Origin of the sequence: Sorangium sp. So ce362, assembly GCF_051519845.1 — a bacterium.
Classification (GTDB): Bacteria; Myxococcota_A; Polyangia; order Polyangiales; family Polyangiaceae; genus Sorangium.
The window spans coordinates 3804508-3820331 of sequence record NZ_CP150332.1; the positions used below are offsets into that span (position 1 = coordinate 3804508).

Annotated in this window: 11 protein-coding genes; 8 read left to right on the plus strand and 3 right to left on the minus strand. The window is 67.3% G+C overall.

Translation table 11 applies throughout. The features are described 5' to 3' along the window. Positions 1-484: 484 nt before the first annotated feature. Positions 485-1252, plus strand: coding sequence for a HEAT repeat domain-containing protein (locus WMF17_RS14985; protein WP_437602747.1), 768 nt, complete (start codon positions 485-487; stop codon positions 1250-1252). A gap of 76 nt (positions 1253-1328) precedes the next feature. Next, positions 1329-2195 (plus strand): HAMP domain-containing protein, encoded by an 867-nt coding sequence (locus WMF17_RS14990; RefSeq protein ID WP_437602749.1) that lies wholly within the window; start codon positions 1329-1331, stop codon positions 2193-2195. Positions 2196-2357: 162 nt separating this feature from the next. Here WMF17_RS14990 and WMF17_RS14995 read toward each other — a convergent pair whose 3' ends face one another. The 3 genes from WMF17_RS14995 to WMF17_RS15005 all read right to left on the minus strand — a co-directional run bounded on the left by WMF17_RS14995 (position 2358) and on the right by WMF17_RS15005 (position 4211). Further along, positions 2358-2723 carry a YraN family protein gene (locus WMF17_RS14995; protein ID WP_437602750.1) on the minus strand — a complete coding sequence of 122 codons (366 nt, stop codon included), beginning with the start codon at positions 2721-2723 and terminating at the stop codon, positions 2358-2360. A gap of 286 nt (positions 2724-3009) precedes the next feature. After that, a complete protein-coding gene (locus tag WMF17_RS15000) occupies positions 3010-3885 on the minus strand; it encodes a hypothetical protein (RefSeq protein WP_437602751.1) in 876 nt (291 codons plus the stop codon). A gap of 116 nt (positions 3886-4001) precedes the next feature. Further along, complete coding sequence (locus WMF17_RS15005) at positions 4002-4211, minus strand: hypothetical protein (protein WP_437602752.1); 210 nt, start codon at positions 4209-4211, stop codon at positions 4002-4004. Between the two features lie 341 nt (positions 4212-4552). On the opposite strand from WMF17_RS15005, the gene WMF17_RS15010 reads away from it, so the two are divergent. The 6 genes from WMF17_RS15010 (at position 4553) to WMF17_RS15035 (ending at position 15768) form a co-directional block, all read left to right on the plus strand. After that, positions 4553-6199: a tetratricopeptide repeat protein gene (locus WMF17_RS15010; RefSeq protein ID WP_437602753.1), complete on the plus strand. Its 1647-nt coding sequence runs from the start codon at positions 4553-4555 to the stop codon at positions 6197-6199. Positions 6200-6290: 91 nt separating this feature from the next. Next, entirely contained in the window at positions 6291-10127 is a 3837-nt protein-coding gene (locus WMF17_RS15015) for a hypothetical protein (protein ID WP_437602754.1), read from the plus strand. A gap of 29 nt (positions 10128-10156) precedes the next feature. Then, entirely contained in the window at positions 10157-11608 is a 1452-nt protein-coding gene (locus tag WMF17_RS15020; RefSeq protein ID WP_437602755.1) for a tetratricopeptide repeat protein, read from the plus strand. A gap of 399 nt (positions 11609-12007) precedes the next feature. Continuing rightward, entirely contained in the window at positions 12008-12253 is a 246-nt protein-coding gene (locus WMF17_RS15025; RefSeq protein WP_437602756.1) for a hypothetical protein, read from the plus strand. A gap of 89 nt (positions 12254-12342) precedes the next feature. Continuing rightward, the gene (locus WMF17_RS15030) at positions 12343-14382 is read left to right on the plus strand and encodes an AgmX/PglI C-terminal domain-containing protein (RefSeq protein WP_437602757.1); all 2040 of its coding nucleotides are present in this window, start codon (positions 12343-12345) and stop codon (positions 14380-14382) included. A 477-nt stretch (positions 14383-14859) separates the two neighbouring features. After that, on the plus strand, positions 14860-15768 hold the full coding sequence (locus tag WMF17_RS15035; RefSeq protein WP_437602758.1) for a tetratricopeptide repeat protein: 909 nt from the start codon (positions 14860-14862) through the stop codon (positions 15766-15768). Positions 15769-15824 lie beyond the last annotated feature (56 nt).

Here is a 15824-nt window from a genome sequence, read left to right on the forward strand (position 1 = left end):
CTCGTCATGGTCGCGCATTATTCGCCACGCGGGCAGCGCCCGGGCAAGGGGAAGCCGAGCCGCGGCAGCGCTGCGCTCGAGCCCGCCCGGGCGCGCGCGGACGAGACGAGGCGGCGTGGGCGAGCGCGGACGTGAGCGGACGTGAGCGGACATGCACGTGACACGTCGCCCGAGCGCCGGGGAAGCGTCGGGTAGACAGGTAGACGGGTAGATAAGTGGATGATGATGTCGTGTTCGCCCTGGAGCCCAACATGTCTCACGTCTTGAAGCCCCGCGAGGAGGCCGCGTCAAACCGTCCAGTTCGGTGGCAACGAGGAGCGAGCGAATGCAAGGCAAAAGTGCGAGCGTGTGCGCACCAAATTTCGAGTGCAGGCCCGCCGATCCGATCGCCACGGCCGCGATGCGCTCGTGTATCGTCGGACGTGGAATGCGTCGGCCCTTTCCTGCGCTCGTGTTGCTGGTTTTGACGCTTGTACTCTCTCTGATGCCCACGAGGAGCTACGCGGATCAGCGCACGAGCCACCTCGCCGAGCAGCTCAAGAGCAACGACGACTACCGTGTCCGGACGCAGGCGGCGCTCGCGCTCGGCGCGTCGGCGGACGACGCCGCCACGAAGCCGCTCTGCGACGCCCTGACGGACGCCAACACGTCCGTCAGGGTCGCGGCGGCCGCGGCGCTCGGCAGGCTCGGCAAGCCCGCGGGGCTCGCGTGCCTGCAGCGGGCCGAGGGCAGGGAGCAGAGCGCGGCCGTCAAGTCGCAGATGCAGAAGTCGATCGCGACGCTGTCCTCGGGTGGCGGGGGCGGTCCGGGGGCGCCGCCTCCGCCGGGCGCCGACACGAAGTACTACGTGGCCATCGAGATCACGAACAAGAGCGGCCGCCCCGAGTCCGAGATCGAGCCGCTCGTGCGCGCCGCGATCCAGTCGAAGATCCTCGCGAAGGCCGGCTACGCGGTCGCCCCCAAGGGCGAGACGCTCGCCCAGGGCAAGAAGATTCTGAACGGCAAGAAGAAGATGAAGGGCTTCTACCTCCTCGCCACGGTCGAGCCCGCCATGTACCAGGGCGGCAACCTCACGCAGGTGGTCCGCATCAGCATGTGGACTTATCCGTCCAAGGCGCTCCAGGGCGAGTTCGCGCCCAAGCTCACGCAGAGCGGCACCCCGAACAAAGACGTCCAGAGCGAGAACATCCTGATGAAGATGTGCGTCGAGAACGCGGTCGAGACCTTCCACAAGATCGTCGCCTCGCTGTGACGCACCATCGCGGCTCGATATTGGCTTTCCCCGTGCGTCACGACCCTTGTCATCTCCAGCCAGCTTCGAGGATCCCATGAGCGACGCTTCCAGCACGGCCCCGCAGACCTCCGCGCCGGAGGTCAGAGCGCGCTACCAGCGGAGCGCGCGGAACTACCTGCTCGATCAGAAATTCCAGCTGAAATACACGGGGTTCCTCGTGGGGATCAGCCTCGTCCTCTCCGTGGCGCTCGGGATGCTCCTCTGGAACGCCAGCTCGAAGATCATCGAGCAGAGCCGCGGCGCCGTGCAGCAGGGGCAGGAGACGGTCCGTCAGGGGCAGGAGACCGTCAAGCGCGGCCAGGAGGTGCTCGTCCAGAGCCGTCGCGTCAGCGAGGTCGTCGCGATGAACATCGCGAAGGAGTACAAGGACGACCCCGAGCTCGCGAAGACGTTCGGTGAGGCGGCGCAGCGCGACGAGATCAAGCTCAAGGACGAGCAGGCGCGGCTCGAGCGCGACGCGGCGACGCTGCAGCAGCACGCCAAGGCGCTCGAGCGGCAGGCCGCCGACGTCGCGGACAACCAGCAGATGCTGCTCCGCCTCATCGTCGCGCTGCTGTCGTTGCTCGTCCTCGGCGTCGGCGTCGCCGGCATCGTCTTCACGCACAAGATCGCCGGCCCGATCTTCAAGATGAAGCGGCTGCTCCGTCAGGTCGGCGAGGGCAAGCTCATCGTGCGCGAGCGGTTGCGGAAGGGCGACGAGCTCCAGCACTTCTTCGAGGCGTTCGAGAAGATGGTCGAGGATCTGCGGACACGTCAGCAGGCCAAGATCGAGAAGATGGACGCCATCCTCGCGAAGCTCGAGGCCGACGCGCGCGCGCAGAAGGTCACCGAGATCGACCCCGACGGCCTCGCGCAGCTGAAGCGCCTCCGCGCCGAGATGCAGGAGCAGATCGAGGCGTGACCGCGACCGCGCGCCGCTCCAGCGGCTGCGCACCCCCTCGAGCAGCCCCTGCAGCAGCTCGAGATCAACCCAAAATCAACCCGAATTTACGAACCTGAGCGAGCCAGGCGATCGCGTGGCCGCGTCGTCCTCTCCCCGACCACGGCGTCGCCGCGCTCCGCGCTAGAAGGCCGCTTTGATGTGCTCGATCGCTGCTTCTCCGTTCGGGAGGAACGTCACCGACGCGGCGTCGAAGCGCATCCGCTCCACGCCGCGCACGCGCGAGAAGCGGGCGCGCCAGAGCTGCTCTCCGGCGCGCCGCACGCGGGCGCGCTTGCCCGCGTCGATGCTGTCGAGGGCGCGAACGTACGAGCCGGCGCCGCGCGTCCGCACCTCGACGATCGCGATGACCGGGCCGTCCCGCGCGATCACGTCGATCTCCAGGCGGCCGACCCGCGCGTTGCGCGCGACGATCTCCATTCCCTGCGCCGCGAGGTAGGCGACAACGGCGTCTTCCGCGCGCACCCCGAGCGCTCTCCGCGCGTCCACCGGCGGAGCGGCAGCGGGCGTGAGCGCCGCGCGCCTCGGCGACGCCTCGCCCCGGGCGCCGCGCCGCGCGGAGCCCCCGGCGCGCGCGTCTCCACCGCTGCCGGCATCGTCCGTCGCATGGGCCGTCGGCGCTCCGGCGCGCGCTGCGCGTTCCGGGCGCGCCGTGCGCCCGGGCCGCAGGCCGTCGTGTGAGGCTGAATCGTCGCTGGAGGGGAGGGAGCCGCCGGCCTGATCGACCGGCGCACGTCGAGGGCTGCGCGAGGCGCCGCGGCCCGTCACCCGATGCCTAGAAGCCTTCGCACTGGTCCGAGTTGACGCGGCCGGGCACGTCGCCGCACGCCTGCTCGCCCTCGAACTGCGAGCCCTGCTTGATGCAGTACTTGCCGGTGATGTTCGGGTCCCCGAGCCCGACGTTCGGGCGGATCTCGGAGCAGGTGAAGCCCTGCGGGCACTCGCAGAAGTTGAAGTTCGGGTCGTCCGGCTCTCCGTCGGCCACGCCGCACCGGCAGGAGCAGTACACCGCCTGCTCCGCGTTCCGTTGCGAGTTGCCGGCGCACTGGCCGCAGACGGGCGACGCGACGGGATCCTCGGTCCCCGGCACGCAGCAGGGCTTCCCCTGGTTCTCCGCCGCGGACTTGGTCGGGTCCTGGCATAGGGTCTTGCCTTCGTCGGACTTGGGCATGCCGTCGTGGCAGATGTGGAGCGTGCAGACCCCGTCACCGCCGCAGGTCCACTCCGTCGTGGGGCAATCCGTGTCGGCGGTGCACCTGCAGAAGGCGCCCGCCGCATCGCAGTTGCCGCTGAGGCACTGCGCCTTGCCGCCGTCCGGCTCTGTCGGATCGCAGTCGGGAGCGTACGTCCCCGACGGCTTGCAGTCGGTGCATCCGGCCGCGTTGGGTTTACAGGTCGGAGGCGCCTCCTGGCCCATCGGGCAGCTCACGCGCCCCTGGAAGTGGTTCACCAGGCAGATCCGCGTCTGGCATTGGAAGGACCGCGATTCGATGTTCTCTTCCGTCACCTTGAAGCCCGCGAACTGCGGATCGTACTCGTCTTCGGGCAGGCACGGGTCGCCCACGCCGCCGCTTTCACACGCGGAGGGCAGGCTCGCCATAGCGACGACGCTGAGCAGGCCGAGCAGGCCGGACAGAATGGAACGGGTCATCAGAACGTGCTCCTTCGGCGGCGGTGCGCGCCATCGCCTCGGCTGAGGCGCGCGGACGGGAGGCAAGAAAACGCTCAAGTCGAGGTGCTCAAAGGCACAACGTCAGCGGTTGGACCCTAGACGAAGCGCGCCTTGAGCGTCAACAGCCGGATGGGGCGCGCCCCGACGAGGTCGGGGCCGTGCCCGGCGCACAGCGTTCGACCCCGCGCCCGCCCGTCCCTTGGCAGCCGGCGGCCACGCCTCCGCCGCGCGGCGCCGCCGTGGCGCTCGGGTGAGGGGAGCGGCCGCTCATCCTTGAGGAAGCGGTCGCGCTTCCGTTCGAACATTCCACCCTCAACTCCTACGCAGTGCGCAACCCCAAGGTCGACGCGGCGCCCGGTGTCTGAGGCCGGGAATGTAGAGCAGGCCCACAGCCGGCATCGCTTGACAAGCCGCGTGCCGCAATCCTACCATCCCCCGCCACACGCAAGTATCCGTTGATTCTCATTGAACTTTTTGGTTCTCGACCGAGCTGCCTCGGGGGTCTACGGCGCGCGCTTCCGGTGTGTGGAGCCGCGAACGGGGCGAAGGGGCCACGATTTTACGTCGCCGAAAGCGAGGAACGACGATGCGGAACCGGGTGGCGAGTATCTGCCTTGTAGCTTCTGCCCTCTTGCTATCCCCCGCCGTGGGGCATGCGCAGGCCGGCAAGGGTAAGCCCGTCGCGGCTGAAAAGGCGGACGCCAAGGGCAGCACGAAGCCCAACAAAGAGATCAACCTCGACGACGATGCGGGCCCCGTGACCGCGGGCCAGATGACGGAGGAGGCGGCGCAGGCGAAGCGGCTGTTCGACGGCGAACGGTGGAGCGACGCCGCGCGGCAGCTGAAGCGCGTCGTCGACGGCGACACCGGCGACGACGAGGGCAACCGGCAGATCGCGCAGTACCACCTCGCGATCGCGCTGTACCGGCTGCAGTTCTACCAGGCGAGCTATGCGATCTTCTCGCAGGTCGCCGACAAGCCGAGCCACATCAAGTTCAACGAGACGCTGCTCTGGCTGTCCAAGCTCGCGACGCAGCTCCCCGAGCCGGCGGACATCATCGAGCGCGTCGGCAAGTACAAGACCGAGCAGATCGCGCGCTTCAACAACCCCCAGCAGCGCGACCTCTACTGGCAGCTCAACTACCTGCTCGGCCGCTACAAGTACCGGAACCGGAACTACGAGGAGGCCATCGCCCTCTTCGCCAAGGTCGACCCCAACAGCAAGTACTACGTCCAGTCCCAGTTCTTCAGCGGCATCTCGTACGTGCAGCTGCGCAAGTCGGTGCCCGCGGTCAAGTCGTTCCAGCGCATCGTCCAGGCGATCGACGAGGGCGTCGAGGGCCTCGAGGACGAGGCGCGCATGCGCGACCTCGCGTTCCTCTCGATGGCGCGGACCTACTACTCGGCCTCTGTTCGCCTGGACGACAACAACGTCCCGACGATCGACGCTGCGAAGCTCTCGGCCGCCGTCAAGTACTGGAACCGCGTCGACGTCGCGAGCGAGTACTGGCTGGACAGCCTCTTCGAGGGGTCCTGGGCGTACTTCATGGCCGGGCTGTACCCGCAGGCGCTCGGCAACATCCACACGATCGAGGCGCCCTACTTCCCGAACTCGTTCTATCCCGAGGCCGACATCCTGAAGGCGGTCGTCTCGTTCACGATCTGCCAGTACGGCGACGCGACCACGATCGTCGCGAAGATGCAGAAGAAGTACGAGCCGATCAAGAAGGAGCTCGAGGCGATCCTGAACCGGTTCCAGGGGGAAGGGAACGAGGAGCGCTTCTTCCAGTTCCTGAAGGACGTGAGCGCCGGCAAGGCGAACCTGTCGCCGACGGTCCGTCCGATCGTCGAGAACGCGCTCTCGGACCGGCAGCTGCGCCGCAACATGGAGTACGTGCGCGTGCTCGACGAGGAGGCGGAGCGGTTCAAGAAGGCGCCCGCCAACTTCCGCAACTCTCCGGCGGGCAGCGAGGTGACCGACGCCCTCGACTTCGCGAGGAGCCTCGCGGTCCGGAACGCCGGCACGCTCGGCCGGGAGCGCTACCAGCGCAACCTCGACGAGCTCAACGAGCACCTCCGCGACTCGTCGAAGATCCTCATCGACATCACCGCGGCCGAGAGGAACAAGCTCGACCAGCAGGTCGTCAGCGGTCAGCTGTCGAAGGAGGACGCGCTCACGTACGGCGTCGTCAAGCCCGACGATGAGCACGTGCTGTGGCCGTTCGACGGCGAGTACTGGCGCGACGAGCTGGGCTTCTACCGGCAGGTCGTGACCTCGAAGTGCAGCAAGTGAGAGATTTCTTAAGGGTTCGCCTCGCGGCACGAGACCGCGGGGCAGACAGCGCTTCCTCACGGGGGTCCGTGGCGGAGGGACGGAGATGGAGATGAAGCAGTCGAAGTTCGATGTACTGCATGCGCTCCGCGCAGCGGCGGGCACGCTGGCCGTGGCGGCGTGCGCCGTCACGACGAGCCCCGCGTCGGCGGCGGACGCGTGCATCACACAGCCGGCGAAAGATGCGATCGCCGCCTGTCCGGGCGGCAAGCTCCAGGTGTCGGCGGGCAAGAAGCCGCAGGTCAGCTTCAAGTCGGCCCCCACGGGCGTTCAGCTGAAGAAGCGCGACGACCTGACGAAGCCGACCAACCCGACGGCTTCGCAGGCCTCGGCGCAGCGCGACGAGCGGCGGAACCGCCTCGCCCCCAAGGTAAGGAGCCTGCTGATCACCGAGATCCAGGGCCTCGAGGGCCTGTACCGCTCGACGCCGAAGAACGCGCCGGATCGACCGAAGCTGATGCGGCGGCTCGCCGAAGGCTACGTCGAGCTCGAGTCGGCGGCGTTCCGCGACAAGACCGAGGGGCAGATCAAGGCGGACGAGGCCAAGCGGAAGAACCCGAAGGCGGTCGCCGCGATCCGGGCCGAGGTCGGCAAGGCCGACAAGATCCTCGCCGCCGCGCGGAAGAGCGCGATCAAGTACTACACGCAGCTCAAGACGCAGTACCCGAAGTACTGCCAGAGCACCAACGCGTCCGACCCCGCGAAGAGCACGGGCTGCACGGACGAGGTCCTCTATTACCTCGCCTACGAGTACGAGCAGGCGCAGCAGCTCGAGGACGCGCGCAAGGTCTACTTCGAGCTCATCAAGAACTGGCCGAACTCGAAGTACATCCCGAACGCGTACCTCGCGTTCGGTGAGCTCTTCTTCAACGAGGCGCAGGGCGACCCGTCCAAGTGGGACCTGGCCGAGCAGTCGTACGTCAAGGTCACCCAGTACCCGGCGCCCGAGAACAAGGTCTGGGGCTACGCCCACTACAAGCTCGGGTACGTCTACTGGAACAAGGGCGACTTCGCCCGCGCCATCAGCGAGTTCAAGAAGACGATCGAGTACGGGCAGCAGTTCCAGCAGATGCCGAACGCGGCGCAGCTCGCGATCTCGGCGCGGCGAGACATCATCCCCGTCTACGCGCTGGCGGGCGATCCGCGGAAGTCCCATGACTTCCTCCGGCCGCTCAGCGGCGACTCGAGCGGCAGCTCCGAGAAGACGTTCAAGATGATGGACGACCTCGGGCAGAACTACCTCGACACCGGTCATTACAAGGAGGGCATCGAGCTCTACACCGACCTGATGACCCGCGATCGGGGCCCGAAGTTCTGCGTCTACCAGGGGCACATCGCCGAGGCGACGCTCGCCATGAAGTCTGGCAACAAGGACCAGATCGTGGACGTGCTCGGGCGCCAGCTCGACGTGCACAACAAGTTCCAGGGCGACGGGCACCCGGCGGACGCCAAGCTGAAGTGCTCCAACATCACCGCCGGCCTGATGACCGAGACGGCGATGGCCTGGCACCTCGAGGCGGTGGGCTCGGGCGGCGTGCGCGGCACCAGCGACAAGAAGACGATGCAGCTGGCGGCGCAGCTCTACGACAAGGTCGTCAACAACTTCAAGCAGGAGCAGTTCGCCAAGTTCGAGTTCCCCCGCATCCTGAAGGAGGACTGGCCGAACATCTTCAAGATCAAGTACGCGATGGCCGACCTTCTGTACTTCCAGAAGGACTGGGCCAAGTGCGGCCCCGCCTTCGACTCGGTCGTGGCGGAGGATCCGAACGGCCCGCAGGCGCCGGAGGCCGCGTACGCCTCGGTGCTCTGTTACCAGAACATCTACACCGAGACCCACAAGGACGGCTCCCACTTGAAGGGGGCCGGCAACCTCCCCGATCCGAGCACGGGCAAGAAGGGCGAGAAGGACAAGAAGGCGGACAAGGCGAAGTTCCAGCCGAAGGACTTCACCGACAGCCAGAAGGGCATGATCACCGCCTTCAACCGCTACGTCTGCTACATCAAGCCCGCCGCGAACGACAAGGATGCGCAGGAGCAGTACGTCGAGGTGAAGTACGCGCGCGGCCGCACGTACTTCGAGGCGCAGCACTGGGAGGAGGCCGCGCTCGCGTTCCGCGACGTTGCGCTGAACCACGCCGACAAGGAAGTCGGCATCTACGCGTCCCAGCTCTACCTCGAGTCGCTCAACGTCCTCGGCGCGAACATGGACCCGCCGCGTCCGTCTTGTTACGACGACATGGCCGCGGACGTGCCCAAGTTCATCGATCTCTACTGCAAGGGCGGCAAGGAGAAGGAGAACGCCGAGCAGTGCGGCATCCTGATCCGCATCCAGCGCGACATCGAGCGCCTGCGTGCCCAGAAGCTCGTCGAGGCGGCGGACGCCGCCGGCGGCGTCGAGGCCCTCAAGAACTACGAGAAGGCCGCCGTCGCGTACATGGACATGTGGAAGAAGTACGGCGAGGCCGCGTGCGAGGCGAGGCAGCCCGCGTGCGACAAGAGCGAGGAGGTCCTCTACAACGCCGCGAAGGCGTTCCAGGCCGCTCGCCTCATCGCCAAGTCGATCTCGGCGCGCAAGATTCTGCTCGATCCGAGGTACAACCTCCACAACACCGAGCTGGCGAAGACGTCGATCTACGAGATCGGCGGCAACTACCAGGCGATCGCGGTCTATGACGAGGCGGCGAACTGGTACGAGCGCTACGCCCGCGAGAACCCGAAGGGGGACAAGGCCGCGGAGGCGCTCCAGGACGCGGTCGTGTTGCGGCTCGGCCTCGGCCAGGAAGACCAGGCGATCAAGGACGCCGACCTCTTCAACAAGAACTACGGCAGGGCGAAGCCGACGCAGACCGCGCAGATCGCGTTCGCGATTGGCGCGCACTACATCGACCGCGAGGACTGGGACCAGGCGCGCAGGCGGCTGTCGACGGCGATGCCGCAGATCGACCGCAACGCGACGTTCGACGTCCAGGTGCAGGCGCACGCGATGTACGCGCGCGTCCTGCTACAGACGAAGAGCGTGACCCCGGCGAACGGCGAGTACAACAAGGTCCGCGGCTACTGGAAGGACCCCGCGGCCGCGCTGAAGAAGCTCAACGCGATCGGCGGCGAGGAGCCGGAGCAGCTGCGCCGGCTCGGCAAGGTGCTGACCGCGGTGGGCGAGGCCTACTTCCACTTCGCGGAGCAGAAGCGGAAGGACGTCGATAAGATCAAGTTCCCCGAGTACAAGGGCGCCGGGAACCGCGAGGACGTCCTCAAGCACATCAACACCAAGGTCGCCGACTGGGTGAAGAAGAAGCGCCCGGCGATCGAGGCGGCCGACGCGGAGTACCAGAAGATCCTCAAGCTGGAGCCGACGCCCCCGCCGAAGTGGGTCATCGCCGCCGGTGCGCGCGTCGGTCAGATGTGGGGCAAGTTCGTCGCCGAGTTCCGGGCCGCTCCCATTCCGAAGGAGTGGAAGGGGCACGGCCTGGTGCCGGGCACCGACGTCTCGTACGACGAGATCCGAGGCGAGTACTACTCGCGCCTGGATGAGGCGAGCGAGCCGCAGAAGCAGATGGCGAAGGGCGCGTTCAAGACCTGCCTCGACCTGTCGGTGAAGTACCAGTACTTCGACGATTACTCGCGCACCTGCGAGGTGTGGCTCTCGAAGAATTACGGCGCCGAGTACCACCTCATCGACGAATTCCGCGGCTCTCCGTCGCGGGTCAACTCCGGCTTGAGCGATCGTCCGGCACCGCTGAACCTCGACGGGACCCCCTTCCGAGAAGCGCTGACCGCGACCGACAAGCCGGCTGCGACCAAGGAAGAGGGTGAGGACAAGAAGGCGGCGCCCGGCGGCTCGAAGGAAGGCTCGGCGCTCGATCGGGCCACGACCCGACCCAGGAAGTGATGGAGCGAAATATGAGAAGCATCACCTCATTGGCAGCGGTTGCGGTGCTCCTGCTGGCCGCGACGGGTTGTGGCGGCGGGAGCGTCAGCGGTACGTCTCGCGCGGCGAAGGACCCGACGACCGGCAAGGAGCTCACCGACAGCAAGGGCAACGCCGTGTCGGTCAAGGCGGCCAACAAGTTCAAGACCGCCATGGACACCATGGTCCAGCACGACAAGGTTGGGGACTGGAGCGAGGCGACTTGCAGCTCGACGGCCCAGCTGTTCCTGGACGCGGCGGACGAGCAAGGGGACGCGATGTTCGCCGAGGCCATCTACAACGCGGGGCTCGCGTACCAGCGTTGCAAGAAGGACTCTGAGGCGAAGAAGCACTTCCAGCAGGCGCTCCAGAAGAACCCGAAGTTCCACCCGGCGCGGGTCCAGGTGGCGCTCTACAACCTGGCGGAATCGGGCGAGAAAAACATCGACGCGGCGATCAGCGAGATGCGCCAGGCCGCCGTCGTCGATGCGCAGTACAAGAACGTCGAGGCGCTCGTGCACCTCGCGCTCCTGTACATGAAGCGCGGCAACCAGGTCGCCGACAGCGACGGCCCCAACGATTTCCAGCGCGCGAAGCGGTACATCCAGAGCGCGCTGGCCGTCGACGACGCCTTCATGCCCGCGTTCAACCAGCTCGCCATCTACTACCTGGAGACGGCGAAGCAGAAGGCGGGCCGGAGGTCGGGCAAGGCGGTCGCGGCCAGCGTCAGCAAGCAGAAGAAGATCGACACGCAGGCGCTGGAGCTCGCCGCGCTGGTCTGCTCTCAGGCCATCCGCAAGAACCCGAACTACGCGCCGATCCACAACACCGCTGGCATGATCCAGGTCGAGCTCGCGAACCTGAACGGCGCCGTGCAGGAGTTCAACCTCGCGAGGAAGCTCGACCCGACCTTCTACGAAGCGCAGATGAACTACGCGGCGGTGAACCTCCAGTTCCGCGGGTTCCAGCAGGCAGAGGAGGCTTACCGCGCGGCCTTGAAGATGCGTCCGAACGACTACGACGCACACCTGGGGCTCGCGCTCGCCCTGCGCGGTCAGATCGACGACGCGAACTTCGACAAACTGGTGGCGGCCGCCAGCGCCGAGCTTGACTCCGCCAAGAAGCTCGCCCCCGAGCGTCCCGAGACCTACTACAACGAGGCGATCCTGACCCAGGAGTACAAGGCGAAATCGGGCGGCAAGTCCGCCGAGGGGGCCCTCCAGTCGGCGAAGGGGCTGTTCGGCCAGTTCATCCAGAAGGCGGGCTCCAATGCCGAGTTCGTCGACGCGGTGAAGCGCTCGAAGGAGCGCATGGAGGAGATCGACCAGATCATCGCCTTCAACAAGCAGACCGAGGCCGAGCGCAAGGCGGCCGAGGCTGACATGAAGACGAAGGAAGCCGAGCAGGAGGCCGCTGCCGGGAACGAGGGCGAAGGGGGAGAAGGGGCGACTCCGGCGCCCTAGGCAGAAGGAGCCTTGTCCCAGGCGCCGTCTGACGCACGTCGCGAGCGGCCCGAGCCCCAGGGAGAGCAAGCCAGGGATACTGCAATATTCCGAGTGAGCTCAACCGGCGTCCCGGGCCGTGTAGCGGTGCGTCAGACAGTGCTCCGAGCCCCCCTCTCTCGCTGCACGTAACACGCTGCACGTAAGGAGAGGGGGGTTCGTCGTTTCTTCGCAACGCTCTGGGAACCTTGGGTTGATTCGGTTGTCGAGGTGAGTGTGGGTCGTGCTCTCCGACGCCTCGATGGCATGCGAAGCTGGTTGACCGGCCGCCGCGTCCGGCGGTACAATGGCACTGTAACCGCGTCGAAACATTGTGAGGAGGCTGGAATGAGAGGGTTGACCCGATTGGGTGCGGGAGTCGTGGCTGCCGTTCTTACGAGCGTGGTCGCCTCATCGGCGTTCGCGCAGGCCGCTCCGGGCGGCGCCGGCGCTGGGAAGAAGGATGAGGGCTACGGGTACGAGTTCTCCGACGATCCGCTGAACGCCGGTGGATTCGGCCCCAACGACGCCACCATCCGCGTGCGACCCGGCCCCGTCCGGACGACGCTGATCCGGCCCCGCACCTCGTTCGTTCCGGAGATGCTCAAGTCGGTCGAGAACCTCTGATGTGTCGGGCAGGTTGGCGCCTGCCCTATCGATTTATCCCCCGGTGCCGGGGGCGTGCGCCGCGGGGCGTATAGGGAAGGCTGGCGGAGATGGAAGGCAAGCAAAGGGTCGCTCTCACATTTGCGCTCTACCAAAACGAAGCGCTCGTCCGTCGAGAGACGATCACGCAGGACATCGTCAAGGTAGGCAAGGACGCGAAGAGCCATCTGCGTGTCGATGACGAGCTTGCCTCGCGCATGCACGCGGTCATCGAGGTCGCCTCCCCGCAGGACATCACGCTCATCGATCTCGGCAACGAGCCGGGGACGATGGTGAACGGGGCGCGCGTCAACAAGTGCAAGATCAGCCCAGGCGATCAGCTCCAGATCGGCGGGACGAAGATCATGCTGGAGCGCGCCGAGCCGGTGGCGGTGGCCGCGGCAGCGGGCCCTGCGAAGCCGGTCCCCGCGAACCCGTTCGCCGCCGCGCCACCGTCGAACCCGTTCGCGGCCGCGCCGTCGAACCCGTTCGCGGCCGCGCCGTCGAACCCGTTCGCCGCGACCGCTACGAGCGGGGCAGACCCGTTTGCCTACAACAACCCGTTCGCGCAGTCGGCGCCCGCCGTCGACGAGGTGCCCCCGGACGCGCCGGAAGGCTCGTACACGTACACGCTCGTGAAGAACGGGCCGGACGTGCCGAACGAGGAAGTCGAGGTCCCGGCGGCCTCCGTCGAGATCATGATTTTGTGGGATGCCGCGGTGCTTCACGTCGCGCACCTCACGCCGCCGCGCTCCTTCTACGTGGGTGAGGAGGAGAGCAAGAACTTCAAGTGCGACTACTTCATCCCCTCGGAGAAGCTCGGCACCACGCGGGCGCCCATCGTCCTCGCCGACCGCACGGGCTCGGTCTCCGTGGTGCTCCTTCCCCGCGCCACCGGCACGATCGATATCCCGGGGACGCCGAAGATGACGGTGCAGCAGGCGATCGACCAGGGCCGCGCGCAGCCTTGCTCCGAGCTGTCGGGCGCCTACCAGATGGCGCTTCCGTCCGGCGCGAAGGCGAAGGTCGAGATCGACGGCATCGCCTTCCAGGTGTCCGCCGTGAACGCAGGCAAGGCTGTGGCCGGCCACTTCCAGATGGACTCACAGAGCCTGCTGTACACGGGCCTCTCCATGGCGGTGCACCTCGGGCTGCTCGCGGCGATGGCCTTCTTCATGCCGCCGCTGGGCGACACGGGAGAGGACGGGATCTCGGCGGACCAGCAGTTCCTTATCCAGCAGTACCTCGCGGCGGCCGCCGAGAAGGAGATGGAGGAGAAGGAGACCGAGCAGGTCGCCGAGAACGCGGCGGACAACAAGGAGGGTGGCACCGGTACGCGCGCCAAGGGTGAAGAGGGTTCGATGGGTAACCCGAACACCAAGGCCACCGGCAACCGCTACGGCGTCCAGGGCCCCGCGGACAACGCCGATCCGCACATCGCCCGCCAGGCCGCGCTGCGCGACGCCGCGGAGTTCGGCATGATCGGCCTGCTGAACGCCGGCGCCGGCGGCGACCCGAACGCCCCGACCGCGCCGTGGGGGCGCGACGATTCGCTGGGCAACGATGCGCTGAGCGCCCGCGGCAACATGTGGGGCGATCAGATCGGCGACTCGTTCGGCGCGGGCGGCCTCGGCCTCTCCGGCATCGGCGAGGGCGGCGGCGGGCGCGGCGAGGGTATCGGCCTCGGCTCGATCGGGACCATCGGTCACGGCGCCGGCACCGGCACGGGCCAGGGCTTCGGCTCCGGCCACGGCCGCCTCGGCGGGTCGCATCGCACCAAGCCGCCGCAGGTGCGCATGGGTGCGACGAGCGTGAGCGGCCGTCTGCCGCCCGAGGTCATTCAGCGTATCGTTCGCCAGAATTTCGGCCGATTCCGGCTTTGCTACGAGAACGGCCTCAGGAACAACCCGAATCTGCAGGGCCGCGTCGCGGTGCGCTTCGTCATCGGGCGCGACGGCGCGGTCTCCAACGTCGGTAACGGCGGCTCGGACTTGCCGGACAACGGCGTGGTCTCGTGCGTGGTGCGGGCGTTCTACGGCCTGTCGTTCCCGCAACCCGAGGGCGGTATCGTCACCGTCGTCTACCCGATCATGCTCAGCCCCGGCGGCTGAGCTCGCCTCGCCGGTCGGCTCTCGCGAGCGCCCCGCACGCACTGTGCGGGGCGTTTGCCATTTCGGGAGCCGGGTGCGGCAGGCGCCGGGCACCGCTCGGCGTCGCCGGCGCTCGCCGCGCTGCGGTCGTGGGGGGCCAACGTCGGCGTGCGTCATCGCGGGGGAGGGGACGGGGGCTCGCCGGAAGGCGCTGCCGGCCGGCGCATGACCGGGGTCGAAGCCCTGGACTTCCGCGGTAGCCTCCGCCTATTCTCGCGACGCCGCGCGAGGTTGAACGCGCGCCACCTCAGGACGCTTGTGACGGTGCCACACGGAACGGCGCAGCCCGTCTCCGGATTGCTGATGGAGCGGCGTAGCCGGCTCCGGGAACTGTTGGAGGAGCGGCGGAGCCGACTCCGGGAACCGTTGGAGAGGGGCGGCGTGACCCCGCGGACACTTGGACGCCGGCAGAGCCGATCCCATTCGAAAGGTGAGCAGATGAAGCTTGGGGCATTCTTGATGGTTGGGCTGGTCGCGGCGAGCGCGGCGGGGCTGGGCTGCTCCCGGCATCGGCAGGAGGCCGTCATCCTGGCGAATCAGGCCGACAAGGAGGTCGCCGTGAACCCCGAGGGGGCGGCCAACAAGTACGAGCAAGCGACCAAGCTCGACCCCACGAACCACCGCATCTTCTTCAAGCTGGCGATGGCGCACAAGAAGAGAGATGCGTGGGATAAGGTCGCATCCACGCTGGCTCGCGCCACGCAGATCGCTCCGAATTTCGCCAACTACTGGTTCGAGCGAGGCTGGGCGCTCGAGCAGCAGGCGAAGAAGAAGACGATCTCCTACGAAGAGGCCAAAGAGCCCTACCAGAAGTGTATCGAGAACGATCCCAACTTCGCGGACTGCTACTCGCAGCTCGGGAACGTCTACCTCTGGACGGACGACGAGCAGAAGGCGCTCGAGAACCTCACCAAGGCGATCGAGCACAACCCGAGCGAGATCCGTTACTACGCGGCGCTCGCCGACCTGTACACCCGTCTCGGTTACACGAAGGAGGCGGAGCAGGTGCTCAAGGAGGCGAAGTCGCTCGCGAAGCCGGGGGACAAGTACCTCTTCGGCGTCCACAGCCTGCTCGCGTCGGTCTACCAGGAGCGCGGGTCCACGGCGGAGATGGTGACCGAGCTCGAGGCCGCTCGAGCGGTTGCCCCGGCGGATGGTCCGGAGTCAGTACAGATCCTCTGGAGTCTCGGGAGCACCTACGCGACCCTGGATCCGCCGCGCAAGCAGGAGGCGATCCAGATGCTCAAGGGGTTCACTACGCGCGCCTGCAAGGGATCGAGGGCGGCGAGCTTCAAGACCGAGTGCGAGACGGCGAACACGCTCGTCGCGCGGCTCGGTGGCCAGTAGCCGTGATGCCGCGCGTGGCGCGGGACACGTAAGGCGTTTCAATCCGTTCGAAGGTC